Source organism: Microbacterium sp. NPDC087591, from assembly GCF_044743625.1.
Classification (GTDB): Bacteria; Actinomycetota; Actinomycetes; order Actinomycetales; family Microbacteriaceae; genus Microbacterium.
Map to the genome: position 1 here is coordinate 57,033 of NZ_JBIUWU010000004.1, position 26,502 is coordinate 83,534.

The following is a 26,502-nucleotide window of genomic DNA, read 5'->3' on the forward strand; positions in this document are numbered from 1 at the left end:
GCAGGGCAGGCCGCCGTGTGGCATCCCCCTACTCGTAGCGGAGCGATTCGACGGGATCGGCTTTGGCGGCGCGGGCTGCCGGGAGCGTGCCGGCGAGGAAGGCGATGACCATGACGAGCACGATGATCGCACCGATCGACGCGGGGTCGAACGCGATGAGGGTGAGCCCGGGAAGGTCCGCCAGGAAGCCCTCGGAGAGCGCGCTGCTGATCGCGGTGCCGGCGAGCATGGCGATGCCGGCGCCGATGGCGCTGCCGAGGAATCCGAGGAACGCCGCTTCGAGGCTGAACAGGGTGAAGACGCGCCCTGATCCCATTCCCATCGCCTTCATGAGCCCGATCTCTCGGGTGCGTTCCTGCACGGACATGTAGAGCGTGTTCACGATGCCGAAGGCGGCTGCCAGGAGCGCGATGATCGCGAAGGCGTTGAGCACGAGCACGATGCCGTCGATCACGGTGGTGACCATGCCGAGCTGATCGGCGATCGTCGTGCCGGTGTAGCCCTCGTCGGCAAGCGCATCCTTCAACGCCGTGATCTCCTCGTCGGATGCATCGGGATCGAACCAGACGGTCGCGCTCGCGTACAGGTCGGCCTGTTCTGCGGTGAGACCGGTGCTTTGAGCCGCGAACAGCGCGTCCTCGAGCGGGCCGTTCACGAGGATGCTGGAGCCTGCGGCACTGGCGAGGCCCTCTTCGGTGATGCCGACGATGGTGGCGTCCACGGTGTGCGAGGTGCGGTCCGCATCGGTGATCGCGATGGCGACGCTCTGTCCGATCGCGTCGTCCTGGTCGTCGAAGCCGAGGGGCTCGACATAGGCGACGGGAAGGGCCACCTCGAAGGAATCGGAGTCGGCGTCCGGCTCGTGCCCGACCGCGAGGACGACGCTCTGCCCCGGGATGAGGCTGCCGATCGAGGCGACGAGCCGAGTGCCGTCGCCGACCTGGATGTAGTCGGGGGTGATGGTGCGCACGGGCTCGGCGCGGAGCACGCCGTCGATGTTCTCGATCGTCGTGATGTCGTCGGGCGTCAGCGCGCTGACGGTTCCTCCGGGGACGCCGCTGGAGACGGCGTTCGGATCGTACTCGCGCGGCTCGGACGCGCTCTGTCCCGGTGAGCCGGCTGCGCTGTCGTCGGCCTTGGTGACGGTCATCGCATCCGAGGCGCCGATCCCGGAGACGGTGTCGTCGATGTAGTCGTTGATGCCGGTGCCGAGTCCGCTGGTCAGCGTCAGGGTGAAGGCGCCGACGAAGATCGCGAGCACGGTGAGGATCATGCGCGTCTTGGAGCGGAAGGTGTTGGAGACCGCCGAGGCGATCAGGTCAGAGGTTCTCATGCGGCGACCTCCGTCGAGGTGTCTTCGATGATCTGGCCGTCGCGGATCACGATGCGGCGATCGCAGCGCGATGCCAGGTCTTCGTCATGCGTGACGACGATGAGGGTGATGCCGTGTTCTCGGTTCAGGGTGAACAGGATGTCTTCGACCGTGGCGCCCGTCTGGGTGTCGAGATTCCCGGTGGGCTCGTCGGCGAAGATCAGACGCGGATCGTTCACGAGCGCGCGGGCGATCACCACACGCTGCTTCTGTCCGCCGGACAGGTTCGCGGCCTTGTTCTTCGCCTTGTCGGCGAGTCCGAGCTGTTCCAGGGCGGCCATCCCGCGACGACGGCGCTCGCCGCTGCGGACGCCGGCGATCTTGAGCGGCAGGACCACGTTGTCGAGGACGCTGGTGTTCCCGGTGAGGAAGAACTGCTGGAAGACGAATCCGAAGGTCTTGTTGCGGGTCTTGTTCAGGCGCGAACCGCGCAGACGCGCCGTGTCGGCGCCTGCCAGGGCGATGGTGCCCGAGTCGGCGACGTCGAGCAGCGCGAGCAGGTGCATCAGCGTGGACTTGCCGGAGCCGCTCTTGCCGATGATCGCGACGGATTCGCCTTCGCGGATGTCGAAGGACACGCCTTTCAGCGCGTCGAAGCGGTTCTGGCCGCGGCCGTACGACTTGCGCACGTCTCGGACCTGGAGGATGGGGGTCGGCATCGGAGGACTCCGTTCGATGAGGGTGCATCCACGATCTCGTCCACGGGGCCCGCGCACATCCCGCAGCCGCAGACACCGCGTACTGCGCCTGCGGTATCCGCCGGTACCGCGTTCAGCGGATGGCACCGGTACCCGGGGCGCGGCACACTGGGGGAGTGTCCCATCTGACCGATCTGCCGGAAGCTCCCGCAGATCCGCGCCCGAAGGTGCCCCGTTGGGTCACCGAGATCGGCATCGGCGCTGTCGTTCTGGTGCTCGCGTTCGCGCATCCGCCATTCCCGTACTTCCAGACGACGGGTCCTGTCACGACCGCGCTGATGCTCGCGCCGATCGCGATCCTGCCGTTCCGCCACCGGTGGCCTGTGCCGGTGTTGATCGTGCTGCTCGGGCTGTTCGGTGCCACGGCGGCAGCGGGGACGCTGTCGATCGGTGTGGGCATCGCCGTGGGGGTGGCGATGTTCCAGGTGTCCTTCCGAGGGCCGCGGACCAGAGCGCTCCTCATCGGCGGGGCGGCGGTCGTGGCGATCATCCTGCTCACCCTGCCCGCCGCCATCGGAAGCGTGATCGACCCGCGCGTGTTCCAGTTCGGTCTGATCGTCGCGTTCGCAGCCGCAGCGGGCGATGGCGCGCGATCGCGGATCGCCTACATCGCGGCGATCACCGACCGCGCCGAACGTGCCGTCCAGACCAGAGAGGCAGAGGCGAGGCGGCGCGTGAGCGAGGAGCGGCTGCGTATCGCCCGAGACCTGCATGACACCGTGGCCCATCAGATCGCGGTCATCAGTCTCAGTGCCGGCGTGGCATCATCGACCATCGACACTCACCCCGACAAGGCGAAGGAGTCGATGGTGACGATCCGCACCGCCGCACGGACCGTGCTCAGTGAGATCGGCGACCTCCTCGCAATGCTCCGCGCGGACGACGACTCCGAGGGGGCGGAGACGCCGCAGACGGGGCTGGATCACCTGGATGATCTCGTCGCGCAGTTCGCGGATGCCGGGCTCGAGGTCACGACCCGTATCGAGGGCGACCTGAACCGGGCATCCGGCGTGGTCGGCCTCGTCGCGTACCGGGTCATCCAGGAGGCGCTCACCAACGCGCACAAGCACGGATTCGAAGGTCGGGCGCATGTGCTGGTCGCGGTGGGGGAGACGGATGTCGTGATCAGCGTGACCAACCCTCTGCGCGACGAGCCTGCCGACGCGCACGGGGAGACCAGTTCCGGGTTGGGCCTGATCGGGGTGCGCGAGCGTGTGGCATCCGTGCGCGGAACAGTCGAGGCGGGACGCGCGCCCGGCGGGTGGAAAGTCGTGGCGAGCGTGCCGCTGGCGAAGGAGACCTCATGACCACCGTCCTCGTCGTCGACGATCAACCCCTGGTCCGTCATGCCGTGGCCGACATCCTGTCGGCGCACGACGACATGGAGGTCGTGGGTCTGGCAGAGAACGGACAGGAAGCGGTTGACGCGGCAGAGGCGCTCCACCCCGATGTGGTCGTCATGGACATCCGGATGCCGGTCCTCGGCGGAATCGGCGCGACCGAGAGGATCTGTGCCGCGCCGGAGCTCCGCGACACGAGGGTGCTGATCCTGACCACTTTCGAAGAGGACGAGAACCTCGTCGCCGCGTTGCGTGCGGGAGCGAGCGGATTCGTCGGCAAGGGGGCTGAGCCGCAGGAGATCGTTCGCGCCGTGCGAGCGATCCATGCGGGCGACGCACTGCTCTCGCCCGTGGCCACCCGGGCGTTGATCGACCGGTTCGTGTCGGCACCCGCACCGCAGCGCCTGCCGGCGCCGGAGCTGGATCACCTCACCGAGCGCGAGCGCGAGGTGCTCCTCATGGTGGCGAAGGGGCGCTCCAACCAGGACATCGCCGACGAGCTGGTCATCTCGCCGCACACGGCGAAGACGCATGTGAACCGCATCATGGTCAAGACCCACGCGCATGATCGCGCCCAACTGGTGATCCTGGCGTACGAGTCCGGTCTCCTCGTACCCGGGGCGTGAACGGCGGGACTGCACCATCGGACGAGAGCGGATCCACGCGCGTGTGCCCCCAGGATGCCGTCGATCGGCCGGAGCCGTCCGCCCCGCACGGCAGCGATCGGCTCTGGGGAACTCCTGAGGATCGCGTCGTAGGGTGAGCGACATGATGTCTGTCGACGGATCCGCCGCGCGCCCCGATGGCGTGCGCGACGACTCCGGCGACGACGGCGGGCTGGGCCTCGTGCTCAGCGGCGGCGGTGCGTTCGGCGCCGCGCACGTCGGTGTGCTGCAGGTGCTCGCCGAGCGCGGCATCCGTCCGGGGATCGCCGTCGGGACGAGCTCGGGCGCCCTGGTCGCCGCGGCCTATGCGGCCGGGTTCTCCGTCGAGACGATCGAGCGGGCGGCTCGCGCATTCCGGTGGCGGCAGATCGCGCGGTGGTCGGGGGCGGCGCGGTGGGGCCTTCTCGACACGGTGGCGACGCGAGAGGCGGTGCACCGCATCTTCGGCGCTGATCCGCTGATCGAGGAACTCCCTCGTGCTTTCGGCGCCTATGCGACGAACCTGCGCACGCGTGAAGGCGTCATCCTCGACCACGGTCCGCTGAGCACGGCGCTGCGATCCACGATCGCCGTGCCGGGACTGCTGCCGCCGGTGCGCCACGAGGGAATGCTGCTCGCGGACGGCGGGATGATCGACAACGTCCCTGTGGCCGCGGCGCGCGCCCTCGGCGCGGAACGTGTCATCGTGGTGCGACTGCATGCCAAGTGGGAGAACGTGCGCATGATGAGGACCGTGACGCGGACGGCTGCGCTCGCCGCCGACGAGTCGGTGCTGCTGATCCAGCCCGAGATGCAGCGGCGCGCGCAGTGGACCATGCGTGACGTGCCGCTTCTCATCGCGGAAGGGCGCCGGGCGGCCGAAGAGGCAGTGCACAAGGCCGCTCTTCGCGGCGGCGCAGACCGCATCAGCCCCCTCCTCCGCTGACGCCGGATTCCTGCCGTCGCGCGCGGGGGAATCGGGTTCCTCGGCGCGGAACTCTAGACTTGATGCGTGGGTGTTCTTCTGGTGAGACGTGCGACGATCGAGGATCTGGACGCCGCCGCCGACACGCTGGCAGAGGCGTTCGAGGGCTATCCCTGGACCCGTCACGTGCTGCCGGAAGAGGGCTACGAAGAGCGACTCCGGGCGCTCCAGCTGCTCTACCTGCGGTACGCCCAGGCGCACGGCATCGTGGTCGTCACGGATGCCGCCGACGGAGTGATCGCGCTGCTCCCACCGGACGCGCCGGAGCCCGACGACGACATGGTGGAGCAGATCGTCGCGCTGTATGGCGATCGCCTCGATCGCCTCGATCAGGCTCCGTCGCCGTCGGATGCCTGGAGGCTGGAGACCCTGGGAGTGCGGCCTGCGAGCCAGGGCCACGGCGTCGCTGGGGCGCTGCTCGACTTCGCACTCGCCGCGATCGCGGAGAGCGGTGCGAGCGAGGTGCGGCTGGAGACCTCGGATCCGCGCAACGTCCGTCTCTACGAACGCCACGGCTTCCGCGTGGTGTCGCATTCCGAGCCCGCGGAGGGCCCGCAGCTCTGGCGCATGACAGCCGGTGTCGGCCTCCGCCGGGAAGACAGAGGAGAACCCGTTCCATGACCCGTCCCGCTGTCGCGCTCGAGCAGTACCTCGACGCCACGAACTCGCACGATTTCGACCAGGTCGCCCGCGTCCTGGCGCCGGAACCGGTCTACTTCTTCGGCGACGCCACCTGCATCGGACGGGCCGCCGTGCGGGACTACTTCGAGCGCACCTGGGCGCTGATCCCCGATGAGCGCTACTGGGCCGAGGACATCGAGTGGGTCGTCGACGGGAGTGATGCGGCCGTCGCGATCTACACCTATCGGTGGAGCGGCACGGTGCAGGGCGCCCCGGCCAGCGGATCCGGGCGCGCGACCAACGCCTTCGCGAAGACAGACGACGGGTGGCGTCTCGTGCATGAGCACCTCAGTGCGCTCGCGACGCGCGCCGCGGACGCCGGCGCCGAGAGCGGATCGGGCGGCGTCTGAGCGGGGCCTCCGGCAGCAGGATGTGAACCCCGGGTGCCGCCGACCGCATCCGCAGCCGGCGGCACCCGGCGGTATCAACGCGTGATGCCCTCCCGAGCGTTCATGCGTGCCAGCTCTGAGACGGTCGGGCTTCCTTCCCAATCGCCGATCGCCGTGCATGCGTAGGCGCCGGCGGCCGCGGCGCGACGAATGCGATCCGCCATCGTCGATTCTCCGTCCCAGAGGCTGAGGTAGCCGGCCACGAAGGCGTCGCCAGCCCCGACGGTGTCCACCACATCCACGGCGTAGGGCGGCTGCAGACAATGCTGGCTGCCGTCCAGGCCGATGGCCCCGAGCTCGCCCCGCTTGATCACGACTTCGCGGGGACCGAGGTCCCGCAGGCGCTGAGCGAGCTCGGCCGGTTCCCCGTCTCCGACGAGCAGGGCGGCCTCGTCTTCGCCCGCGAACACGAGGTCCGCCGATTCGACGAGTTCGGAATACGCCGGACGAGGGTCGCGTCCGTGCCACACGGATTCGCGGTGGTTGATGTCGAACGAGACCGTGACCCCCGCCGCCCGAGCCCGCTGAGCGGTGGCCAGCGCGCAGGCGCGGGCGTCGGCGGAGAGGCCGGGGAGGATTCCGGTCAGGTGCACGAGGTCGGCGCTGTGCAGCAGTTCGTCGGGCACATCCGACAAATGCAGCGTCGACGCCGCGCTCCCCGTCCGCCAGAAGCGCACGGTGGCCGTCGAGGTCGTGCGACGGTGCTTGTGCATGAGTCCGGTCGGCAGCTCGGCATGCCGGGATGCATGCACATCCACCCGTTCCGCGCGCAGCTCGCGGGAGATCAGGTCCCCCAGCGGGTCGTCGCCGAGGCGACTGACCCACGACACCCGAGCGCCCAGACGGGCGAGCGCGATCGCCACGTTGCTCTCCGCGCCGCCGAAGCTGAGCGAATGCGCGCGAGCCGTCGACAACGGTCCAGGGCGGTCGTTGGCGAACAGCCCCATCGTCTCGCCGACTGTCACGACATGCAACGGCGCCCTCGTCATGCGGCCCTGCCCGTCGCGACGCCGGCGAGTGCCCGCCGTGCGCGCTCCTTCAGCGCGTCGAGGCTTCCACCGGCGAAGGCGTCGCCGATGAGCGGCCCCCCGAGGCTCACCGCGACGCACCCGGCCCTGATCCACTCCGGTATCTCTTCGAGCGTGACCCCGCCGGAAGGCAGCGTCAGCAGGTGGGGCAGAGGCCCGGCCAGCTGGCGTACGTAGTCGGAGCCGACGGACGCCGCGGGGAAGACCTTCACCGCGGTCGCGCCGCGCTCCCACGCCGCGTGCACCTCAGTCGGAGTGAGCGCACCGGGATAGACCGCTGCGCCGAACGAGCCCGCGATGTCGATGACCTCTGGCGACACTGTCGGAGAGACGAGGAAGCGTGCCCCCGCCTCCAGTGCCGTGCGGGCGTCGTGCACCGTCAGCACGGTTCCGACGCCGATCTCCGCCTCAGGGACGGCGGCGATCAGCTGCGGAAGCATCTCGAGGGTTCCCGGTGTGGTCATCGTGAGCTCGATGCAGAGCACTCCGGACTCGGCGAGTGCGGTCACGACCGGCTCGTACAGCCGTGCGTCGGCGGCCCGAAGCACCGCGATCACCCCTGTGCGCGTGAGCGTGTCAGAAGGGGCCGAGCGCATCGGTCACGCCTCTCGGTGCGGGTCGAGTGGGAAGGGCGGCGGCTCGCTTCGTCATCATCGGGCGGTCACGGCGAAGTCCGGCCGGGTGCCGTAGCGTGCGAGCGTGTCTTCGTCGAGGGCCACGCCGAGACCCGGCTTCGACGGGATGTCGAGGAAGCCGTCCGCATCCAGCTTCCAGCCCCCGCTGATGAGGTCGTCGACATACGCGGATCCGGTCTTGTACTCGACCAGGTCGGTCGAGGCGAGAGCCGAAGCCAGCTGCAGATCCGCCGCGAGCCCGATGCCGGTGTTCCACCCGTGCGGGATGAGGCGGATGCCGCGGTCCTGAGCCGCCCATCCGATCCGGCGAGACTCGCTCAGCCCGCCGCCCTTCGTGGTGTCCGGTTGCACGATGTCGAAGGCATGTCTGTCGAGGTACGGCCGGAAGCTCTGGCGTCGCGTGAGCACTTCGCCGCCGGAGATGCGCACGGGCGACGACGCGCGGAGTTCGGCGAACCCGTCGATGTCGTCGGGGGCGAGTGCTTCCTCGAACCAGGCGACGTCGTAGTCGGCGAGCATGCGGGCGGTGCGTTTCGCCCAGGCCAGGTCGCCGGGGAAGAAGGCCTCGGAGCCGCCGGCGTCCACGGCGAGCAGGCGATCGCCCACCGCGGCCCGCGCTGCGGCGACCGTGGCCTCGTCGGTCGCCGCATCCACGCGCCCGAACTTCCACCAGCCGATCTTGAACGCGGAGAAGCCGGTCTCGACGAGCTCTTCCAGGTTCTCGGTCATGGGGCCTGCTTCGTCCATCAGCACCGACGCGTAGGGGCGCACTCGTTCTCGGTGGCGGCCGCCGAGGAGCCGGCCGACGGGCTGGGACGACGCCTGTCCGGCGAGGTCCCACAGCGCGATGTCGATCGCGCTGGTCGCGTGTGTGAGCGAGCCGCCGCGTCCCATCCAGAAGGCGGTCTGGTGCAGGGTCTCCGTGAGGCGCTCCACCTCGAGAGGGTTCTCGCCGATCAGGTGGGGGGAGAGCAGATCGATGGCGCCCCGCACCAGGTTCTCGGACGTGAACGCGCTGCCGACGCCCACCCTGCCGTCGTCGGTGTGGACCGCGACGAGGGTGTGGACGATGTCGTCGGGCTGCAGTTCGTGCGACCACCCTCCCTCGGGCGTCGCACCCCGCAGGCCGCACGTGTCGATTCGGAGGATTTGCATGAAGACCTTCTAACCGTGATGAGGACGGGAGAACCCCGCTGCCAGAATTCGAAGATAGTCGATTGTCGACAACGGGGCAATCTCCGGGTATTGTCTGTTCCTGCACCCCTCAGCGGTGCGTCCACAGACCCACAGCGTTGTGCACGATGGCAGCGCCGGAGGCCGAACCCGAAAGGCATCACAATGAAGTTGACGCGCATCCTTGTCGGCGTGGCGGTAGCCGCGACGAGCGCCCTCGCCCTCGCCGCGTGCACCTCGAGCGGGAGCCCGGGGGCGACAGCGCAGGAGAGCACCCTGACGAAGGTCCTCGAGAAGAAGACACTCGTGGTCGGCGTCTTCGCCGACGCGCCTCCCTACGGAGTCATGGCCAGTTCCGGCGAATACGAGGGCTTCGACATCGACGCCGCGCAGGCGCTCGCCGACTCCCTCGGCGCGAAGATCGAGTTCGTCTCCACCACGAACGCCAACCGCATCCCCCTGCTGGAGACGGGCAAGGTCGACATCATCGTCGCGGCCCTCACCAACCTGAACGAACGCGCACAGAAGGTGGCCATGTCGCGGCCGTACGCCGCCGAAGGCCAGGTCGTGCTCGTCCCCGCCGGCAGTGACATCACGTCCTATGACGCGCTGTCCGGACGAACCGTCGCGGCGACGCGCGGCAGCGTGCCGGCCACGATCCTCGAGACCCGATTCCCCGAGGCGAACGCGAGCCTGTTCGAGGCCGTCGCCGACTCGATCCAGGCGCTGCGCAGCGGCAAGGTCGACGCGCTCATGGAGAGCAACTCCGTGGCACAGGGGATCCTCGACGACTCCGGCAGCGAGTTCACCGTCGTCGACGCGCCGCAGCTGAGCCCGTCCGTCGTCTCCATGGGGCTGAAACAGGGCGATCAGCTCTGGCTCAACTATGTCGACAACTTCATCCTCAACTACAACATCAGCGACGCCGCGAACGACTCGTACAACGAGTGGCTCGGCACCGACGTCCCCGAACTGATCAAGTAGCGACGATTTCTTCGGCTGCCCCGCCTCCATGGCGGGGCAGCCCGAACGGACCTCTCATGCAACTCTTCTTCGGGGACCTGATCCCCTACGCTCCCGAGCTGCTCGCCGGTCTCGGCGTGAGCGTGCTCATCACCGTCGCCGCCGTGCTCATCGGTTCACCGCTCGGCGTCGGCGTCTACCTGTTGCGTGCGGCGAGCAATCCCGTCGCGCGAGCCGTCGGCAGCACCTATGTCGAGGTCATCCGCAACACCCCGCTGCTGCTCCAGCTCTACCTCATCTACTTCGCGCTGCCCTCCGTCGGGGTCAACTTCGATCCCATCACGGCGGGGATCATCGCGTTGAGCGTGAACAACTCCGCCTATCTCGCGGAGATCTACCGGGCCGGGTTCGAGGCGATCCCGAAGGGGCAGATCGAGGCCGCGGATGCACTCGGGCTGTCACGGCGGACCACGTTCTTCCACGTGCGGCTGGTGCCGGCGCTGCGCAACGTCCTGCCGTCGCTCACGAACCAGGTGATCCTGCTCTTCCTCGCCTCCTCGATCGCCTCCATCGTCGCCGTGCCGGAGTTGATGCACGTGATGATGGGCATCACGACGAGCACCTTCCGCACCATCGAGACGTTCGTCGTCGGCGGACTCCTGTACTTCATCGTCGCGTTCCTCATCGCGGGAGCATCCCGTCTCGTCGAGACGCGCGGCATCCGCTGGAAGGTGGCCTGATGTTCACATCCTTCGATCTCCCCGACCTGCTGCTCATCCTGCAGGGAGCGTTCGTGACGCTGCAGATCTGCTTGCTGTCCGTGATCCTCGGCGGCGTGGTGGGCATCGTCTCCGGCATCCTCGCCGCGAGCCCGTCCGCTCCGCTGCGCTGGATCAGCGCGATCTGGGTGGGCGCGATCCGGGGCGTCCCGGTGCTGCTCATCATCTTCTTCGTCTACTTCGCGCTGCCGCTGATGTCGCCGGGAAGCAACGTCCCGGATTACTGGGCCGCAGTGCTCGCCCTCACGATCTTCGCCTCGGCCTACATCAGTGAGATCGTCCGAGGGAGCATCCAGGCGATTCCCCGTGGCCAGTTCGAAGCGGCACAGGCCCTGGGGCTGTCGTGGCCGAAGCAGCTGCGCCACGTGGTCATGCCGCAGGCCGCGCGCATCATGGTGCCGCCCGGTATCGGGTTCCTCGTGGTGCTGATCAAGGACAGTTCGCTCGTCGCGGTGATCGGACTCATCGAGCTCACCCGAGCGGGCAACATCGTCGCTTCGCAGACCGGACAGCCGATCCTCGCCTACCTGGTGGTCGGTGCGGTCTACTTCGTCATCTGCTTCGCCCTCTCCGCCGCCGGCCGGCGGTACGAGAGGCGACTGACCATTCACGCGCGGGCGCCCCGAGTGGAAGACGCGCTCACCCCCTCACGAGGAGACTCGAAATGATCACTGTCAACGACCTGCGACTCAGCTTCGGTTCCACCGAAGTCCTGCATGGGATCACCTGCGATGTCGCGGAAGGCGAGGTGGTCTGCATCATCGGGGCATCCGGCTCGGGCAAGAGCACGCTCCTGCGCTGCATGAACGGCCTCGAAACCCCCAGCCACGGCAGCGTCGAGGTGAACGGGCACCTGCTCACCTCGAAGGAGCGCCGAGCAGATCTCGCCGCTGTTCGCCGCGATGTCGGCATGGTGTTCCAGCAGTTCAACCTGTTCCCTCACCTCACGGCGCGGGAGAACGTCACGCTGGCTCCGCGGAAGGTGCTCGGGTTGAGCGCCCAGGAGGCCGACGAACGTGCGGGCAGGCTCCTGGCCAAGGTCGGGCTCGCCGCGAAGGCCGACGCGTTCCCCGGCAACCTGTCCGGGGGCCAGGCGCAGCGCGTCGCGATCGCGAGGGCGCTCGCGATGCAGCCGAGCGTGATGCTCTTCGATGAGCCGACCTCGGCACTGGATCCCGAGATCGTCGGCGAGGTTCTCGCGGTGATGAAGGAACTCGCGGCCGAGGGGATGACGATGGTGGTCGTCACACACGAGATCGGGTTCGCGCGCGAGGTCGCCGACCGGGTGATCTACATGGACGACGGGCGCATCGTCGAGAGCGGTGCACCGCAGGAGCTGCTCTCGCACGCGAAGACGGAGCGTGCGCGCGCGTTCCTCGGCAAGGTTCTCTGATCTCGTGATCGACGTGCTCATCCGCGGCGCGAGCGTGATCGACGGTTCCGGCGCCCCTCCCTTCCTGGCGGACATCGGGATCACCCGTGAGCGCATCACGTTCGTCGGTCGTGACCAGGGCGCACGAGCCGCCCAGGAGATCGATGCCGCGGGACTCCTGCTCACCCCTGGCCTCATCGATCCCCACAGCCACAGCGACTGGTCGATCCTCGGGAACCGCGACGCGCTCAGCACGGTGCATCAAGGAGTCACCACCGAGATCGTCGGCAACTGCGGCGTCACGTATGCGCCGATCGCGGAGGGCGACGAGGAGACCGCCCGTCGTGCGCTGGCCGCGTTCGGGTACGAGGGCGAGGTGCGGTGGCATTCCTTCGCCGAGTTGCTGAGCGTCGTGCACGGCGGAGGCACCGCGCAGAACCTGGCGTGGTTCGTCGGCCACACCGGTCTGCGCCGGGCTGCCGAGCGAGAAGGTGGCGACCTGGTCGTCACCATGGAGCGGCATCTGCAGGAGGCGTTGGAGGCGGGAGCGCTCGGCTTCAGCTCCGGACTCGAGTACGGTGCCGGTCGGAACGCGGAGACCGCAGAGCTGGAGGCCCTCGCGCGTGTGGCGGGCCGACACGGTGCGATGTACGCCAGCCACATCCGCAACCGCGACGCGGCACTCTCCGAAGCCGTCGAGGAGTTCTTCCGGGTCGTGCACGCCGGAGGGCTGCGTGCACAGCTGTCGCATCTGAACGTTCGGCACCGGACGGGGGCGTCGGACGGAGCCTGGGCGGAGGCGGTGTCGCGGCTGGAGCGCGAGCGACGTTCCGGCGTCGACGTGCTGGCGGACATGACCCCCTATCCGGACGGCATCGGGCTCGCCGCCGGGCTGTTGCCCGAGTGGCTGCTCTCCGACGGGGAGCAGTCGGCTGCCGACGCACTCCGGGATCCGGAAGTGCGCGAGCGCGTCCGCGCGGACTCCGATCGCTACTGGCGATTCGTGCACAGCGGCCAGTGGGATCGGGTCCGTCTGGCGGTGAGCCCCGCCACGCCCGAATGGGAGGGCCTGACGTTCCCGGAGATCGCCGCCGCCAATGGGACGGACGAGTGGGACGCCTACTTCGACGTCATCGCGGCGTCCGGCGCCGATCTGGGAGCGGTGCAGTTCATGGGGGCGCTGTTCGCACCCGATCATGTCGCCGAGGCGGTAGGCCATGACCTGTTCCTGCTCGGTGTCGACGGCTTCACCTCCCGCCGCGACGGCACTCTCGGCGCGCGGACGCCGCATCCGCTGTTCTTCCACGGATACCAGCACTTCCTGAGCCATCATGCGCTGCGGGCGGGGACGCTGACGCTCGAGAGCGCCGTGCACAAGATGACGGGGGCGGTCGCGGCGCACTTCGGCCTCCGCGACCGGGGGCGCGTCGTGGAAGGGGCGTTCGCCGACCTGGTGCTCTGGGATCAGCGACTCCTGCGCGACACGGACACCTTCGTCATGCCGGAGCGCTACGCCACGGCGGCCCGCCATGTCTGGGTGAACGGCACGCCGGTGGTCACGAACGGAGCCCGCACCATGCACCGACCTGGAAACCGATTGGAACGAGCAGATGTCACCTGAAACCTCACCCCCTGCCCTCGGCCCCGCGCCGACCCGCCGGAGCGGCCGCAGGCCCGGAGCCACTCCGGACAGCCTGGGGGAGAGTGGACGCCTCACCCCGGCCGTCACCGGCTTCGCGGTCGCCGCGGCGGTCGGCGGCTTCCTCTTCGGTTTCGACACCGCCGTGATCAACGGCGCGGTCACGGCGATCGAGGGCAATCTCGGCCTGGACGCCGTCGGCCTCGGCGTCGTGGTCGCGGTGACGCTCCTCGGCGCAGCGCTGGGCGCGCTCGGCGCGGGGTGGATCGCGGACCGCATCGGGCGCCCTCGCACGATGCTCGCCGCCGGCATCGTCTTCTTCATCGCGGCGATCGGATGCGGCATGGCCCACGGCGTGTTCGATCTCGCCGCGTGGCGACTCGTGACCGGTGTCGCGGTCGGGTTCGCCACAGTGCTCGGTCCCCTCTACATCTCGGAGATCGCCCCCGCACATGCCCGTGGGCGACTGGCCTCGATGCAGCAGATGGCGATCGTGCTGGGGATCTTCGTGGCGCTCCTCTCCGACAGCGGCATCGCGTTGGCGCTGGGCGGTGCGGATGCCGAGCTGTTCCTCGGGCTCCCGGCGTGGCGCTGGATGTTCATCGCGGGTGTGATCCCCGCACTGATCTACCTGGTGCTCGCGCTCGTCGTCCCGGAGTCCCCGAGGTACCTGGTCGCGCGTGGGCGGGTGGAGGCGGCCCGTCGGGTGCTCATCCGACTGCAGCGCGTCGATCCGGCCGAGGCACGCATCCTTACCGACCGGATCGAGGACACCCTGCAGCACAAGGAGTCCGGTCGGTTCCGCGATCTGCTGGACAGACGTCGTGGCCTCCTCCCCGTGGTCTGGGTGGGCATCGGGGTGGCTGCGTTGCAGGCGCTCGTCGGCATCGACGTGATCTTCTACTACTCCACCTCGCTCTGGGAATCGGTCGGGTTCGAGGAGTCCGCCGCGTTCGGCTTGTCGGTGCTCAGCTCCTTCATCAACGTGGCCGCCACCGTGGTCGCCATCGTGCTCATCGATCGCGTCGGGCGCCGCGCTCTGCTTCTCACGGGGTCGGTGGGTATGTTCTTCAGCCTCGTCGTCGTGAGCATCGGTTTCTCGACGGCGCGCATGGTCGACGGGTCGCCTCAGTTGGATGGTGCGTGGGGACCGATCACCCTGGTCGGCGCGAACCTCTTCGTCGTCGCGTTCGCCGTCTCCTGGGGGCCGGTGGTGTGGGTGCTGCTGGGTGAGATGTTCCCGAACCGCATCCGCGGAGTCGCGCTGTCGGTATGCGCCTCGGCGAACTGGTTCGCGGGAGTGGCTCTGAACTTCTCCTTCCCGAGCCTGCGGGACATCTCCCTTCCCGGCAGCTACGCCCTGTATGCCGTGATGGCGGCATTGTCGTTCCTGCTCGTGTTCTTCTGCGTCCGGGAGACCAACGGCCGCTCCCTCGAGGAGATGCACGCGGGCGGGGGAGGCCGTGAGGGGGAGGAGGCGGGGCGATGACGCCGTCATCGTCCCGAACGGCCCGCGTAGACATCCCGACGCCGGCGGCGGAGGTCCTCGTGCTGCGCGCCGGCGGCGCTCGGGTGTCGATCGCGCCGGCTCACGGTTGCGTGATCCAGGCGATCGACCTCGGTGAGGGCAACATCCTCTGGACCGACGGGCGTCGGCCGCGTGCACTCGAGCAGTCGGACGCGGTCGGTGAGGAGTCGGCCCGCGAGTTCGACGAGGAGGTCCTCATCGGCGGCTGGTTCCCTATGTTCCCCAGCGCGGGCGTTCCCACCGCGACGACGCAACAGCATGGCTGGGCGCCCCGCGTGGCGTGGGCGGTGGTCGAGCGCAGCGCGACGAGAGCGGTCTGCACGGCGACGGGGCCATTCCTCGACGGAGGCATCGCGGAGGTGACTCGGACCGTCGAGCTCGAACCCGATGCCCTCACGGTGTCGAGCACCGTGCGGAACGCGGGCTCGGGGGTGCGATCGTTCACCTGGGGAGAGCATCCGTGCTTCTCGCGCGACCTCTTCGCCGGGGGTCATGCCTGCTTCGCCGGGGAGCAGGTGGCGGCGGTGCCCGCATACGCGAACCGCGCCGCAGGGCATGACGCCCGCAGTGTCGCGGGCGCAGCGGCCGGCGTCGTCGGCCGGAGCCTCACGATCGCTCTGAGCGACGAGGCCGGCACGCTTCCGCACTGGCTGTACTGGTACAACTACGCGGCCGCCGAGCTCCCGCGCGCAGACACGCTCGCATGGGAGCCCTCGACAGCGGCGGGCCTGAGCGTGGGTGACGCGATCGCTGCAGACGCGGTGGAACGACTGGGCGCCGGCCAGAGTTTCCGTGCCTCCCTGAGATGCGAATGGACTTTGTCGACAATCGCCGATTCGCGGGTACGATGACATGATGAGCGCTCTCTCCTCCCTCCCCTCCGTCCCTGCCGCGTCGCGTCGTGAGCGCGTCGCGGAGATCCTCCGCGAGGCCATCACGACCGGGGAACTGGAAGTGGGGCAGAAGCTGACCGAGCTGGAGCTGGCGGCACAGCTGGGCACGAGTCGCGCGCCGGTCCGCGAGGCTCTTCGTCAGCTCGAGCAGGAAGGGCTCGTCGTGTCGTACCCGTATCGCGGGACCGAGGTCCTCGGCGTCTCGCAGGAGGAGATCGAGAACGTGCTCGTGCCGATCCGCGTCGCGCTCGAGCGCTTCGCGTTCGACAAGGCGATGTCGGTGGTGACGGACGACGATATCGCCGGCCTGGAGAGCATCATCGACAGCATGGACGCGGCTGCGTCCGCGGGTGATCTGGCTCGTCTCGCCGACGACGACATCCGGTTCCATGAGGCCATCGTGATCCTGTCCGGCCAGCAGCACTGCCTGCAGATCTGGCGCACGATTCAGCCCCGCGTCCGTGCGTACTTCCGCCGTGACGCGAATTACTACGGCGACTCGCACGCTGTGGCGGAGCAGCATCGGGACCTCATCCGTGCGCTGCGCAGTGGTGACAGCGACCACGGCCTGCAGGCGATCACGGAGCATATCCGCACGCACTTCTCCTCTGCCGCGGTGCCGGAGAGCGACCGGTGAGCGCGGTCGTCGTCACGGGAGCCGCATCTGGGATCGGGCGAGGCATCGCCATCGGAGCGGCGAAGCGAGGAAGACACGTCGCCCTGCTCGACATCGACGAGCAGGCGCTGGCCGACGCGGCATCCGCGGTCCTCGCTGCGGGCGCGGCATCGGCCCTTCCGCTCGTCTGCGATGTGAGCGATGAGCGTGAGGTGGACGCCGCATTCGAGGCGGTCGCCGATCGGCTGCCCGCCATCTCGGGCGTCGTGGCCAATGCGGGCATCGAGGTGAGCGAGTCCCTCGCCTCCGCGACCGTGGAGTCCTGGGATCGTGTGATGGCGGTGAACCTCCGCGGAACATTCCTCACGTCTCGGGCGGCCGTGAACCACTGGCGCGCGCAGGGATCGGGCGGATCGCTGGTGTGCGTCTCGTCGCCGTCGGCGTTCGTGGGCTTCGCCGGAGGCGCGAACACCGCATACGGTGCATCGAAAGGCGGCATCTCGGCATTCGTGCGCGCAGCCGCCCTGGACGGCGCCCCCGACGGAGTGCGCGTGAACGCGGTCGTGCCCGGGGCCACCGACACGGACATCCTCTACTTCGGGTTGGAGGGGGAGGCGCTGCTGGCCCGTCGTGCCGAGCTCGCGCAGGCGGCGCAGCGTCAGATCCCCCTCGGGCGGATGGCGCGGCCGGAAGAGATCGCGGATGCAGTCCTCTGGCTCCTGAGCGACGAGAGCGCCTATGTCACCGGCAGCCATCTCGTGTGCGACGGAGGCCTGCTGGCCAAGAGCGCGAACACGTTCTGAGCTCGCGTTCGAGGGCGCCGCTCGGTGCCCGCGAACGGTCGGAGTGACGCCCTTCGATAACAGAGGGATCACGGTCTGAAGATCATTGTCGACAATCGACTAGAGTCGATTCGTCGGCAGGGTTGCCGGCATTCAGCTACCGAATGGGCGGAAGGCGCGAACACTATGGAACGACGACTCTGGGGTCGGCGCGGAACAAGCATCACCGTCGCGGCACTCGCCGCGCTGGCTGTCACCGGGTGTGCGGCAGAGGGGTCGCCGTCCGCGGACGGCTCGACGACGATCACCTACTGGACTCATGTCAACGCTCCCGCGCAGGCGGTCGAGCGCGAGCTGATCGCTCAGTACGAGAAAGACCATCCGGGCGTGCGCATCGACTACCTGCCCATCGAGTTCGGGACCATGGCCGCCAAGCTCAACGCCGCGATCGCGGCAGGCGGCGGGCCCGACCTCGTCAACTACTTCCAGTCGTATGCCGCCGGCCTGATCGGCAAGGGCTACCTCGCCCCCGTCGACCACGAGGCCTACGGAATGACCGCCGACGAGCTCGCGGCCCAGTACACCGAGGCGATCGGGGCCGGATTCTCCGCCGACGGAGAGTTCATCGGTATCCCGCACGAGATCTCCACCTATCAGTTCTGGGTCAACGATCAGCACTTCGCCAACGCCGGCCTCGATCCGGCGAAGGACTTCCCGAAGACGTGGGCCGACGTCGCGACCGTGGGGGCGCTGGTCCAGGATGCGCCGGGTGGTCCGGCCGAAGGGGTTGCGCTGTCGCTGAACAACCAGGTGCGTGATGTGCTCGTGCTCGACGCCATGACCAGGCAGGCGGGCGGAATGCTGTTCGGTCCCGACGGCTCGGAATCGTTCGTCAACTCGCCGGAGGCCGTCAGGGCGCTGCAGACCTGGGGAGATCTGGCGAACGATCACGGCATCAACGACCCCGCGCTCGGGCCGACCGCATCCACCAATGCGGAGGACCTCTTCGGCGACGGGACCGCGGCGATGGTCAACACCGGCGGCTCCTGGTTCATCCCCACGCTGGAGGGAACCTATCCGGACATCGCGTGGACTGTCGGCCAGTACCCCACGTTCGGTGGGGAGCCGGTGGGCGCGGATCTGTACGGCTATGGACTCTACGTGCCGGCGACCAGCGCGCACCAGAAGGAGGCGTGGGAGTTCGCGCGTTACCTGGCCGATGCTTCTCCCACCTACTTCGCGGAGGCCGGGATCTGGCTCGGAGACAACGACGTGCTGACCGATGAGGCCACCGCCGAGGTTCCGAGCTGGGACGTGTTCGTCGAAGGGTTCGCTCGCGGCAACTTCCTCCCGCCGCTGAGTCAGTACAACGAGATCAGCCAGATCCTCGAGAGCGCCATTCAGCGAGTGGTCGTCAACGGCGACGACGCGCAGAGCGCGCTCGATGCAGCGCACGCCGCGATCGAGCCTCTGCTCGACAACTGAGGCCTCGGGGTGCGGTCGATGCGTCGACCGCACCCCGAGGGAACGGAGAACCATGGATGACTCAACCTCCGCGATCGTGACACCGCATCGACGCGAACGCCCCGCCTCTCTCCCTCGCCGCGAAGCGCGTGTCGGAATCGCGTTCGTGGCGCCGACCTTCATCTGGCTCACGGTGTTCGTGCTGGGTCCGTCGGTCGCCGCGATCGTGCTCAGCTTCACCGAGTGGTTCCTCGTGGGGACCCCGAAGTTCGTCGGCGCGGCCAACTACCTGGCTCTGTTCGAGGATTCGGCCTTCGGGCAGGCGCTGATCGTGACATTCCAGGTCGCGGCCGGCGTCGCACTCCCCGGTTCCGTGCTGGCACTGGTCCTCGCTCTGCTGATGAGCAACGTCGCTCGCGGGCGGGCCGCCTATCAGGCGGTCTTCTACCTGCCTCTGGTGATCCCGAGCGTGGTGTCGTCCATCATCTGGGGTGCCATGTACCTGGGGCAGGGGGTGATCAACACGCTGCTCGGGACGCAGATCAAATGGCTCGCCGATCCGGTGTGGGCACTCGTCTCGATCCTCATGCTCATGGTGTGGACGAACGTCGGTTACTACACCATCCTCGTGTTCGCCGGTCTTCAGGACATCCCCGCCGAGATCCTGGAAGCGGCCAGCATGGATGGTGCGGGGCCCCTGCAGCGATTGGTGCACATCATCGTGCCGTTGCTGCGCCCCGTCCTCCTCTTCGTGCTGGTGATCGCGACGACGGAGGCCCTGACCTTGTTCGTCCAGCCGTACCTGCTGACTCAGGGAGGGCCCGGCGGTGCGACGCAGACGCTGTCGCTGTACATCTACCAGGTCGGATTCTCGTTCGGAAACGTCGGCAAGGCCTCGGCGATGGCCGTCGTACTGCTGGTCATCGCCATCCTCTTCGCCATCGTCCAGTTCCGCGCACTGAGGAGTTCGCATGACGACTGACACCCGTTCGATCCGGATCCTGCGCCGATCCGGCCCGCATGTGCTGCTCGTCGGGGCGGCCCTGCTCGTCGCGACGCCGCTGATCTGGGCGGTGAAGTCGTCCTTCACTCCCACCGGGGAGGTGATGAGCACGGGGCTGTTCCAGCTGCCCACTCGATTCACCGTCGACAACTACGTGCAGGGATGGCAGTCGTCCCCATTCGTGACCTACTTCGCGAACAGCTTCCTCGTGGCGATCGCTGTCACGGCTCTCACGCTGGTGGGCAGCGTGACGGCGGGCTACGGGTTCGCGCGCTTCTCGTTCCCGGGGAGACGAGTGCTGTTCGTTCTGACGCTCGCGGCGATGATGATGCCGTTCCAGGCCATCATGATCCCGCTCTTCATCCAGGTGCGCACGCTGGGGTGGCTCGACAGCTTCGCGGGGCTGATCATCCCCGGCGCGGTCAGTGCGTTCGGGGTCTTCCTGATGCGGCAATTCCTCTCGGGGCTGCCGCAGGCGCTGTTCGAAGCCGCACGCATCGACGGCGCGGGTGAACTGCGGATCTTCCTGGGGATCGTCCTGCCCCTGGCGCGGGGACCGCTGGCGGCTCTGGGGGCGCTCACCTTCCTCGCGAGCTGGAACAACTTCCTCTGGCCGCTCATCGTGGTGGGAAGCACAGGGATGACGACGGTGCCCCTCGGGCTCTCCCAGTTCCGCGGCTCCAACGCCACCGACTACGGCCAGGTGCTCGCCGTCTCGATGCTCGCGGCGATCCCGGTGATCCTGGTCTTCCTCGCACTGCGTCGTCACATCGTCGCGAGCTTCGCCTCCAGTGGCCTCAAGTGATGCTCGACGTGCCTGCATCCACCTCCCGAGAGAAGGAATCCTCATGACGAAGCGAACCCCTGATTTGTCCGCACTCTCCGTCCTCGCCATCGGGGCCCATCCGGATGACATCGAGATCCTCTGCGGCGGGACGATGGCGCTGTATGCCGAAGCGGGAGCGAAGGTGACCTTCGCGATCGCCACCAACGGCGAAGTCGGGGGAGGGGGCGCCGACCCCGCGAAGATCGCCGCGCAACGTTTCGACGAGGCCGAGGCTTCCACCTCACGTCTGGGGGCCGACTTGATCTGGATGGGCTTCCCGGACGAGATGCTCTTCAACGACCGCACGAGCCGAGTGGCGTTCATCGACGCGTATCGCCAGGCGCGAGCCGACGTGGTCTTCGTGCACTCCACCGACGACTACCACCCCGATCACCGCATCGCGGGCCAGATCGCGATCGACAGCCGCATCCCTGCCGCTGTGCCCCACGTGCGCACACGGTACCCGGCACTGGACAGGATCCCGCATCTGTTCGTGATGGACACGCTCGGCGGGATCTCGTTCGAGCCCGAGTTCCTCGTCGACATCTCGCGACACCAGGCGCTCAAGGAAGAGCTCTTGAGGTTGCACGCGAGCCAGGTGGAATGGATGCAGCGCGCGTACGGTGATGACTACATCGCGGAAGCCAGGAAGCAGGCGGAAGTACGAGCTGGGCGAACTCGATGGGACTTCGTCGAAGGCTTCCGGAGCGTGCCCACCTATCCGGTCACGGGCGGAGCAGAATTGCTTCCCGGCGACTGGCGTGCGGCGGCGGAGTGAATCGACCCCGGCCCGGGGTCAGCGCACGAGCGTCGCCGTCATGCCGGCCGCGCGGGCGGCATCCGCGCCGATCGTGCTGTCTTCCACGGCAAGGCATCGCGACGGCTCCACCTCGAGCAGATCCGCCGCGAGGAGATACAGATCGGGCGCGGGTTTGGGGCGACGACCCTGCCTCCACCCCACCAGCGGTTCGGCGGACAGCAGCGGCGCCGCGCACAGGATGGTGAACTCGAGCCGGAGCTGTTCGCTGTTGCTCACGACCGCCACCGGGACACCGCATCGTCGGAGTTGCACCGCAGCCTCGTACACCGGCGTGATCGGCTGGAGCTCTGCGCGATAGAGGCGGCTCAGCCGGGACCAGTAGGTGCGGTAGAGCTCCGCTGACGGGGGCAGCCCGGGATGCTGTGGGCGGAGCGCGTCGACCCTCTGCTCGAAGCTGGAGCCCACCGCCGAGACGTCGGGAGTGCGAGGGAGGCCCAGGTCGTCGGCGACGGATCTCCAGGCCCGGTCGCACAACGGTTCCGAGTCCACCAGGGTGCCGTCGCAATCGAAGAGAACCGCGGAGAACGCGCCGCGTGCGGCCTGTTCCGCGAGGTGGTGCCAGTGGTGAGGGGAGGTGTGCATGCATGCGTCCGATCCTGGAGTGGCGGATGCGCCGCGTCTCCGGCCCGGGTGGCGGCCATGGTCGGGGCGCTTCTCCGGCATCTTATCGTCGATTGTCGACAATTTGCGGTATGTCTCGTAGGCTCTCCCCACGCACACCGAGGGGTCGGCGGGTGATGTGCCGTTCGGACAGCGCGAACCCGAGTGGCCGGCACCGGAGCTGGGTGCTTGCCTGTCGGTACTTCGCTGCGGGACGACGTCTCCCGTGAGTTCCGCGGACCATTACAGAAGAGAGGCTCAGTGATGAGTAGATCCGTCAGATCCGTCGCCGCGGTCGTCGCTGCGCTGCTCGCAGTGGTGCTGCTGCCCGCGCCCGCGGCTGTCGCCGCAAGCCAGGTCGACCTGCCGATACAGCCGGATGTCGAGATCGTGTCGCCGGAGAACTCCGACTGTCTTCCCTGGGACATGACGAAGAGCCGAGAGGACAACGAAGTCGTGGACTGCGGATGGTTCCCCTCTGTCGCGCGGCTGGCCGACGGACGGCTCTTGATCGCATACTCCGACTCCCCGAGCCATTCGAACTACAGTCGCATCGCGATGCGGACATCCGATGACGAAGGTCGCACCTGGTCGTCGGCGACGACGATCGTCGACACTCCGGGCGTGCCCGACGAGAAGGAGCCGAACGTCACGGTGCTTCGAAACGGCGACGTCCTGCTCTGGTACTACGACTTCAACAATCCGCACCGCCCGAACAACCGCACGATCAACCTCATCCGCAGCACGGATGACGGCGCGACCTGGTCCTCCCCACTCGTCCCCGCCACCGTGGCTTACACCAGTCCTTACGGATACGCGGCAGGGAACGGCGAACTCATCGAACTGGACAACGGAGACCTGCTGCTGCCCTTCACGGCGATGCGTGATCGCCGTGGCCGCGAGGGCGCCCCCGCGGCGCACGTGCTCCGCAGCTTCGACGGCGGCGCGTCCTGGGATATCGCCGACGAGCGGACTGTGATGTGGTCAGGTCCCGACTACTACGTGCCGGGCACCACCACCCCGGCGACGTGGTACGTCGAACCTGCGCTGGTAGATCTCGGCGCCGGGGAGATCATGATGGTGGCCCGTACGTCCTACAACCCTCAGGACGCCGTCATGAGGGTGAGCTATTCGTCGGACTACGGCGACACCTGGACGTCACCGGTGGACATCCCCGGGCTGAAGGGCGACGCTCCGCACCTGCTCCGTCTGCGCGACGGCAATGTGCTCCTCACCTGGGGCGACCGATCACGAGCCTGGGGGCAGGGGCGTCCCACGGCGGGATTGATCTACGACCCCGCGCACGGGTGGGCTGGTGCCGAGCAGACGCTCATCTACCGCGGTCCTCGCGATTTCGGCGATCAGGCGTACTCGGGATCCGTGCAGTTGGCCGATGGTGGCGTGCTGACTGTCTACTACGACCGGATGGCCGGCACGATCGGGGGGACCTTCCTCGATCTGGACGCCGAGGGCATTCCGTTGGGCGCGCTCGTCGCGGACGGTGACGCCACGATCACCACGACGATGAATCACACCGCCGCAGGGTTCTCGCCGTCCGGGCCGGTGGACGGCGTCGTGGACTACGGCACGATGGCCGTCGCGAACACCAGCGTGAACACGCACGGCACCCCGCACGTATGGCAGGCCGATTTCTCGGAGCCGCTGAGGGTCGGTGAGATCGGAGTCGCGTTGAAACCCGGATATCGCGAGTCCGCGGTGGTCGAGGTGGCGACGGGGGCCGGCAGTGCGCAGGTGTGGACGCAGGTGCGCGACTACCAGGAGGCCAGGGTGGACGCGCTGGACTGGTTCGGCGTCGGACACGACCTGAACGCGACAGGGATCCGCGTGACCATCACCGCGAGCGAGGGATGGGCAGGGCTGGCTGGCGTCGCGTTGCGCGCTCCTGCGACGGGTTTCGATCGCAGAGCACCGGGACAGGACACCGTCGCGCCGTACGTCCAACTCAGCCCGGTGGAGCCCGCATCCGGCTGGTTCTCCTCCGTTCCCGCGCAGATCGTCCTGACGGCGCACGATCGTCACGATTCCGCGCCGACTGTCGAAGTGGATACGGGGAGCGGCTGGCAGCCCGGCACGACCTCTGTCGCCGTCGACACGTCGGGGTATGCCGAAGGGCTCAACTCCTTCGTCTACCGGACGAGGGACGATGCGCTCAACACCTCCACTGTCCGGATGGTCAGCGTCAACGTCGACCGCACTGCGCCCACGGCGAGCGCCGCCCTGGCAGCGACCGGCGATCCTGCGACTCGACGCCTCACGATCACGGGTTCCGATGCGCTCTCGGGGGTCAAGACGATCGGCTATCTGCTCTCCGGCGCGTCGAGCTGGGTCACGACGACGTTGCCGACGCCGCTGGGCGTGAGCAGCGTCTCCGTCGACGTTCCGGTCGGAACGACTGTGCAGTATCGCGTGTACGACACCGCGAGGAACACGACGGGGATCGTGTCGGTCGCGATCACGCCCTGACCGGTCGATGTCCCCGGGCGGAGAGGCGCGGATTCGGCGGGTGCGAACAGCATTCGGCCCCTTCGCTCCCTCCGCACAGGATCGGTGACGTACATATTCGTCGACGCACTCGATCAGAGCGTATGTGAAGCCTGATGGTGCCCCTGAGGAAAGGAAGAAGATGAGGATCGCTCGAATCGGCGTCCCGGGCGCGGAGCGCCCTGCTGTGCTCGTGGGGGAGAAGGAGTACGTCGACGTGTCCGACCTCGTCGACGACATCGACGCGACGTTCTTCGAGTCGGGCGGAAGCGAGGCTCTCGCGCAGATAGTCCAGCAGCGCGTGTCGGAGAGGCGCACGTCGCCGCTGGGTGAGCAGCGGATCGGTGCGCCGATCGCCCGGCCGCACCAGATCGTCTGCGTCGGCTTGAACTACGCCGACCACGCAGCGGAGAGCGGGATGGCGATACCGGAGGAACCGATCCTCTTCACCAAATCGCCGAACACCCTCATCGGGCCGTACGACGACGTCCGAATACCTCGAGGAGGCACCAAGACCGACTGGGAGGTCGAACTCGGCATCGTGATAGGACGACGTGCCAGCTACATCGAGTCGTCGGAGCAGGCAAGGGAGCATATCGCCGGATATGTGCTCGTCAACGACGTGAGCGAGCGTGCGTTCCAGCTCGAGCGATCGGGACAATGGCTCAAGGGCAAGTCTGCCGAGACCTTCAATCCGGCGGGGCCCTGGTTGGCCACGCCGGATGAGCTCAGCGATGTGCGAGCCCTGCGCATGTGGCTCGACGTCAACGGTGTGCGCCGGCAGACCGGCATGACGTCCACGATGATCTTCCCGCCGGACGAGCTGGTGCGATACATCAGCCAGTTCATGGTGCTGGAACCCGGCGACCTCATCAACACCGGAACACCGCCTGGAGTGGGCATGGGGCATGTGCCCGCGGTGTGGCTCCGGCCCGGCGACGTGATCGAACTCGGTATCGACGGCCTGGGCGCACAGCGCCAGAACGTCGTGGGACCCCGATGAACGCCGAGGGAAGCGTGCGGGGCGGGGCGACCAGACGACATGCGATCGTGACCGGAGGCGCGAGCGGGCTGGGCGCCGCATCCGCGGCACGCCTCCGCGCAGCCGGGATGCGGGTGACGACGGTAGATGTGATCGGACCCTGCGACGTCCACCTCGACATCACCGATGGCCAGGCTGTGGCGGCCGCCTTGGAGCACCTGCCCCCGGTCGATGTGCTCGTCAACTCGGCCGGTGTCGTCGGTCCCAACCTCCCGCTCGTGCAGACCACGCCCGATCAGTGGCGGGCTGTGCTCGACGTGAACGTCATCGGCACGGTCCTGATGATGCGGGCGTGCATCCCCGGCATGGTGGAACGCGCCTGGGGACGGGTGATCAACCTCGCGAGCATGGCGGGCAAGGACGGCAACCCTCAGTTGTCGGTCTACTCGGCATCCAAGGCCGCGGTCATCGCTCTCACCAAGGCAGCGGGGAAAGAACTGGCGACGACCGGTGTGCTCGTGAACGCGATCGCCCCCGCGGTGATCGCGACGCCGATGAACGCGACCACGGAACCGGATGTGCTCGCGCACATCACCAGTCTCATCCCGATGCGACGCGTCGGCCGGCCCGAGGAGGTCGCGGAGCTGGTGTCCTGGCTGGCCTCCGACGCGGTGAGCTTCTCGACCGGTGCGGTCTACGACATCAGCGGGGGACGGGCCACCTATTGAGCGGGTTCGGCACTGCCGAACCTGAGTTGTCCGCGCCGAATGCCGATGGTCGAATCGCAC

27 protein-coding genes are annotated in these 26,502 nt (G+C 68.1%); 21 read left to right on the forward strand and 6 right to left on the reverse strand.

Going from position 1 to position 26,502, the window contains the following annotated elements:
• Positions 1-28: 28 nt before the first annotated feature.
• Together ACIOVG_RS17990 and ACIOVG_RS17995 are read right to left on the reverse strand one after the other, a co-directional pair.
• On the reverse strand, positions 29-1,333 hold the full coding sequence (locus tag ACIOVG_RS17990; RefSeq protein ID WP_400876579.1) for an ABC transporter permease: 1,305 nt from the start codon (positions 1,331-1,333) through the stop codon (positions 29-31).
• Positions 1,330-2,031: an ABC transporter ATP-binding protein gene (locus ACIOVG_RS17995; RefSeq protein ID WP_400876581.1), complete on the reverse strand. Its 702-nt coding sequence runs from the start codon at positions 2,029-2,031 to the stop codon at positions 1,330-1,332. Before ACIOVG_RS17995 ends, ACIOVG_RS17990 begins: the two co-directional genes overlap by 4 nt.
• Before the next feature lie 155 nt (positions 2,032-2,186).
• Here ACIOVG_RS17995 and ACIOVG_RS18000 point away from each other — a divergent pair, with 155 nt between their 5' ends.
• The 5 genes from ACIOVG_RS18000 (at position 2,187) to ACIOVG_RS18020 (ending at position 6,070) form a co-directional block, all read left to right on the forward strand.
• Positions 2,187-3,377 (forward strand): sensor histidine kinase, encoded by a 1,191-nt coding sequence (locus ACIOVG_RS18000; protein WP_400876584.1) that lies wholly within the window; start codon positions 2,187-2,189, stop codon positions 3,375-3,377.
• Entirely contained in the window at positions 3,374-4,036 is a 663-nt protein-coding gene (locus tag ACIOVG_RS18005) for a response regulator (protein WP_400876587.1), read from the forward strand. The genes ACIOVG_RS18000 and ACIOVG_RS18005 overlap by 4 nt, the downstream gene beginning before the upstream one ends.
• Before the next feature lie 142 nt (positions 4,037-4,178).
• On the forward strand, positions 4,179-5,000 hold the full coding sequence (locus ACIOVG_RS18010; protein ID WP_400876590.1) for a patatin-like phospholipase family protein: 822 nt from the start codon (positions 4,179-4,181) through the stop codon (positions 4,998-5,000).
• Between the two features lie 66 nt (positions 5,001-5,066).
• Complete coding sequence (locus ACIOVG_RS18015; RefSeq protein ID WP_400876593.1) at positions 5,067-5,660, forward strand: GNAT family N-acetyltransferase; 594 nt, start codon at positions 5,067-5,069, stop codon at positions 5,658-5,660.
• Positions 5,657-6,070 (forward strand): YybH family protein, encoded by a 414-nt coding sequence (locus ACIOVG_RS18020; protein WP_400876596.1) that lies wholly within the window; start codon positions 5,657-5,659, stop codon positions 6,068-6,070. The genes ACIOVG_RS18015 and ACIOVG_RS18020 overlap by 4 nt, the downstream gene beginning before the upstream one ends.
• 74 nt (positions 6,071-6,144) lie before the next feature.
• On the opposite strand, the gene ACIOVG_RS18025 is transcribed toward ACIOVG_RS18020, so the two are convergent.
• The 3 genes from ACIOVG_RS18025 to ACIOVG_RS18035 are packed head-to-tail and all read right to left on the reverse strand — an operon-like array spanning position 6,145 to position 8,927.
• Positions 6,145-7,074 (reverse strand): sugar kinase, encoded by a 930-nt coding sequence (locus tag ACIOVG_RS18025; RefSeq protein WP_400876889.1) that lies wholly within the window; start codon positions 7,072-7,074, stop codon positions 6,145-6,147.
• Between the two features lie 20 nt (positions 7,075-7,094).
• A complete protein-coding gene (locus ACIOVG_RS18030; protein ID WP_400876599.1) occupies positions 7,095-7,733 on the reverse strand; it encodes a bifunctional 4-hydroxy-2-oxoglutarate aldolase/2-dehydro-3-deoxy-phosphogluconate aldolase in 639 nt (212 codons plus the stop codon).
• A gap of 54 nt (positions 7,734-7,787) precedes the next feature.
• Positions 7,788-8,927 carry a mandelate racemase/muconate lactonizing enzyme family protein gene (locus ACIOVG_RS18035; RefSeq protein WP_400876602.1) on the reverse strand — a complete coding sequence of 380 codons (1,140 nt, stop codon included), beginning with the start codon at positions 8,925-8,927 and terminating at the stop codon, positions 7,788-7,790.
• Positions 8,928-9,110: 183 nt separating this feature from the next.
• Between ACIOVG_RS18035 and ACIOVG_RS18040 the strand changes: the two genes are divergently transcribed.
• The 13 genes from ACIOVG_RS18040 to ACIOVG_RS18100 all read left to right on the forward strand — a co-directional run bounded on the left by ACIOVG_RS18040 (position 9,111) and on the right by ACIOVG_RS18100 (position 21,588).
• Positions 9,111-9,929, forward strand: a complete 819-nt coding sequence (locus tag ACIOVG_RS18040; protein WP_400876604.1) for a transporter substrate-binding domain-containing protein — start codon at positions 9,111-9,113, stop codon at positions 9,927-9,929.
• Between the two features lie 56 nt (positions 9,930-9,985).
• On the forward strand, positions 9,986-10,648 hold the full coding sequence (locus tag ACIOVG_RS18045) for an amino acid ABC transporter permease (RefSeq protein ID WP_400876607.1): 663 nt from the start codon (positions 9,986-9,988) through the stop codon (positions 10,646-10,648).
• Positions 10,648-11,355 carry an amino acid ABC transporter permease gene (locus ACIOVG_RS18050; protein WP_400876610.1) on the forward strand — a complete coding sequence of 236 codons (708 nt, stop codon included), beginning with the start codon at positions 10,648-10,650 and terminating at the stop codon, positions 11,353-11,355. Before ACIOVG_RS18045 ends, ACIOVG_RS18050 begins: the two co-directional genes overlap by 1 nt.
• Complete coding sequence (locus tag ACIOVG_RS18055) at positions 11,352-12,080, forward strand: amino acid ABC transporter ATP-binding protein (protein ID WP_400876613.1); 729 nt, start codon at positions 11,352-11,354, stop codon at positions 12,078-12,080. The genes ACIOVG_RS18050 and ACIOVG_RS18055 overlap by 4 nt, the downstream gene beginning before the upstream one ends.
• Before the next feature lie 4 nt (positions 12,081-12,084).
• Positions 12,085-13,680, forward strand: coding sequence for an amidohydrolase family protein (locus tag ACIOVG_RS18060; RefSeq protein ID WP_400876616.1), 1,596 nt, complete (start codon positions 12,085-12,087; stop codon positions 13,678-13,680).
• Complete coding sequence (locus tag ACIOVG_RS18065) at positions 13,670-15,187, forward strand: sugar porter family MFS transporter (protein WP_400876619.1); 1,518 nt, start codon at positions 13,670-13,672, stop codon at positions 15,185-15,187. The genes ACIOVG_RS18060 and ACIOVG_RS18065 overlap by 11 nt, the downstream gene beginning before the upstream one ends.
• The gene (locus ACIOVG_RS18070) at positions 15,184-16,077 is read left to right on the forward strand and encodes a hypothetical protein (RefSeq protein ID WP_400876622.1); all 894 of its coding nucleotides are present in this window, start codon (positions 15,184-15,186) and stop codon (positions 16,075-16,077) included. The genes ACIOVG_RS18065 and ACIOVG_RS18070 overlap by 4 nt, the downstream gene beginning before the upstream one ends.
• Before the next feature lie 4 nt (positions 16,078-16,081).
• Entirely contained in the window at positions 16,082-16,756 is a 675-nt protein-coding gene (locus ACIOVG_RS18075) for a GntR family transcriptional regulator (protein ID WP_400876625.1), read from the forward strand.
• Positions 16,753-17,538, forward strand: a complete 786-nt coding sequence (locus tag ACIOVG_RS18080; RefSeq protein ID WP_400876628.1) for an SDR family NAD(P)-dependent oxidoreductase — start codon at positions 16,753-16,755, stop codon at positions 17,536-17,538. Before ACIOVG_RS18075 ends, ACIOVG_RS18080 begins: the two co-directional genes overlap by 4 nt.
• A 165-nt stretch (positions 17,539-17,703) precedes the next feature.
• Entirely contained in the window at positions 17,704-19,002 is a 1,299-nt protein-coding gene (locus ACIOVG_RS18085; RefSeq protein WP_400876631.1) for an extracellular solute-binding protein, read from the forward strand.
• Between the two features lie 52 nt (positions 19,003-19,054).
• A complete protein-coding gene (locus ACIOVG_RS18090) occupies positions 19,055-19,963 on the forward strand; it encodes a carbohydrate ABC transporter permease (RefSeq protein WP_400876634.1) in 909 nt (302 codons plus the stop codon).
• The gene (locus ACIOVG_RS18095) at positions 19,953-20,789 is read left to right on the forward strand and encodes a carbohydrate ABC transporter permease (RefSeq protein WP_400876638.1); all 837 of its coding nucleotides are present in this window, start codon (positions 19,953-19,955) and stop codon (positions 20,787-20,789) included. Before ACIOVG_RS18090 ends, ACIOVG_RS18095 begins: the two co-directional genes overlap by 11 nt.
• A 43-nt stretch (positions 20,790-20,832) precedes the next feature.
• Positions 20,833-21,588 (forward strand): PIG-L deacetylase family protein, encoded by a 756-nt coding sequence (locus ACIOVG_RS18100; protein ID WP_400876641.1) that lies wholly within the window; start codon positions 20,833-20,835, stop codon positions 21,586-21,588.
• Between the two features lie 18 nt (positions 21,589-21,606).
• Here ACIOVG_RS18100 and ACIOVG_RS18105 read toward each other — a convergent pair whose 3' ends face one another.
• A complete protein-coding gene (locus ACIOVG_RS18105) occupies positions 21,607-22,212 on the reverse strand; it encodes an HAD family hydrolase (protein ID WP_400876644.1) in 606 nt (201 codons plus the stop codon).
• 282 nt (positions 22,213-22,494) lie between these two features.
• On the opposite strand from ACIOVG_RS18105, the gene ACIOVG_RS18110 reads away from it, so the two are divergent.
• The 3 genes from ACIOVG_RS18110 to ACIOVG_RS18120 all read left to right on the forward strand — a co-directional run bounded on the left by ACIOVG_RS18110 (position 22,495) and on the right by ACIOVG_RS18120 (position 26,442).
• Positions 22,495-24,714, forward strand: a complete 2,220-nt coding sequence (locus ACIOVG_RS18110; RefSeq protein WP_400876647.1) for a sialidase family protein — start codon at positions 22,495-22,497, stop codon at positions 24,712-24,714.
• A gap of 160 nt (positions 24,715-24,874) precedes the next feature.
• Positions 24,875-25,735: a fumarylacetoacetate hydrolase family protein gene (locus ACIOVG_RS18115; protein WP_400876650.1), complete on the forward strand. Its 861-nt coding sequence runs from the start codon at positions 24,875-24,877 to the stop codon at positions 25,733-25,735.
• Positions 25,732-26,442, forward strand: coding sequence for an SDR family NAD(P)-dependent oxidoreductase (locus tag ACIOVG_RS18120; RefSeq protein WP_400876653.1), 711 nt, complete (start codon positions 25,732-25,734; stop codon positions 26,440-26,442). The genes ACIOVG_RS18115 and ACIOVG_RS18120 overlap by 4 nt, the downstream gene beginning before the upstream one ends.
• Positions 26,443-26,502 lie beyond the last annotated feature (60 nt).

Coding starts and splice junctions, on each gene's coding strand:
- ACIOVG_RS18085 (WP_400876631.1), top strand. CDS start 17,704: ATGGAACGACGACTCTGGGGTCGGCGCGGAACAAGCATCACCGTCGCG.
- ACIOVG_RS18030 (WP_400876599.1), bottom strand. CDS start 7,733: ATGCGCTCGGCCCCTTCTGACACGCTCACGCGCACAGGGGTGATCGCG.
- ACIOVG_RS18100 (WP_400876641.1), top strand. CDS start 20,833: ATGACGAAGCGAACCCCTGATTTGTCCGCACTCTCCGTCCTCGCCATC.
- ACIOVG_RS18105 (WP_400876644.1), bottom strand. CDS start 22,212: ATGCACACCTCCCCTCACCACTGGCACCACCTCGCGGAACAGGCCGCA.
- ACIOVG_RS18005 (WP_400876587.1), top strand. CDS start 3,374: ATGACCACCGTCCTCGTCGTCGACGATCAACCCCTGGTCCGTCATGCC.
- ACIOVG_RS18095 (WP_400876638.1), top strand. CDS start 19,953: ATGACGACTGACACCCGTTCGATCCGGATCCTGCGCCGATCCGGCCCG.
- ACIOVG_RS18120 (WP_400876653.1), top strand. CDS start 25,732: ATGAACGCCGAGGGAAGCGTGCGGGGCGGGGCGACCAGACGACATGCG.
- ACIOVG_RS18045 (WP_400876607.1), top strand. CDS start 9,986: ATGCAACTCTTCTTCGGGGACCTGATCCCCTACGCTCCCGAGCTGCTC.
- ACIOVG_RS18040 (WP_400876604.1), top strand. CDS start 9,111: ATGAAGTTGACGCGCATCCTTGTCGGCGTGGCGGTAGCCGCGACGAGC.
- ACIOVG_RS18090 (WP_400876634.1), top strand. CDS start 19,055: ATGGATGACTCAACCTCCGCGATCGTGACACCGCATCGACGCGAACGC.
- ACIOVG_RS18055 (WP_400876613.1), top strand. CDS start 11,352: ATGATCACTGTCAACGACCTGCGACTCAGCTTCGGTTCCACCGAAGTC.
- ACIOVG_RS18110 (WP_400876647.1), top strand. CDS start 22,495: ATGAGTAGATCCGTCAGATCCGTCGCCGCGGTCGTCGCTGCGCTGCTC.
- ACIOVG_RS17990 (WP_400876579.1), bottom strand. CDS start 1,333: ATGAGAACCTCTGACCTGATCGCCTCGGCGGTCTCCAACACCTTCCGC.
- ACIOVG_RS17995 (WP_400876581.1), bottom strand. CDS start 2,031: ATGCCGACCCCCATCCTCCAGGTCCGAGACGTGCGCAAGTCGTACGGC.
- ACIOVG_RS18065 (WP_400876619.1), top strand. CDS start 13,670: ATGTCACCTGAAACCTCACCCCCTGCCCTCGGCCCCGCGCCGACCCGC.
- ACIOVG_RS18050 (WP_400876610.1), top strand. CDS start 10,648: ATGTTCACATCCTTCGATCTCCCCGACCTGCTGCTCATCCTGCAGGGA.
- ACIOVG_RS18035 (WP_400876602.1), bottom strand. CDS start 8,927: ATGCAAATCCTCCGAATCGACACGTGCGGCCTGCGGGGTGCGACGCCC.
- ACIOVG_RS18020 (WP_400876596.1), top strand. CDS start 5,657: ATGACCCGTCCCGCTGTCGCGCTCGAGCAGTACCTCGACGCCACGAAC.
- ACIOVG_RS18115 (WP_400876650.1), top strand. CDS start 24,875: ATGAGGATCGCTCGAATCGGCGTCCCGGGCGCGGAGCGCCCTGCTGTG.
- ACIOVG_RS18010 (WP_400876590.1), top strand. CDS start 4,179: ATGATGTCTGTCGACGGATCCGCCGCGCGCCCCGATGGCGTGCGCGAC.
- ACIOVG_RS18075 (WP_400876625.1), top strand. CDS start 16,082: ATGAGCGCTCTCTCCTCCCTCCCCTCCGTCCCTGCCGCGTCGCGTCGT.
- ACIOVG_RS18070 (WP_400876622.1), top strand. CDS start 15,184: ATGACGCCGTCATCGTCCCGAACGGCCCGCGTAGACATCCCGACGCCG.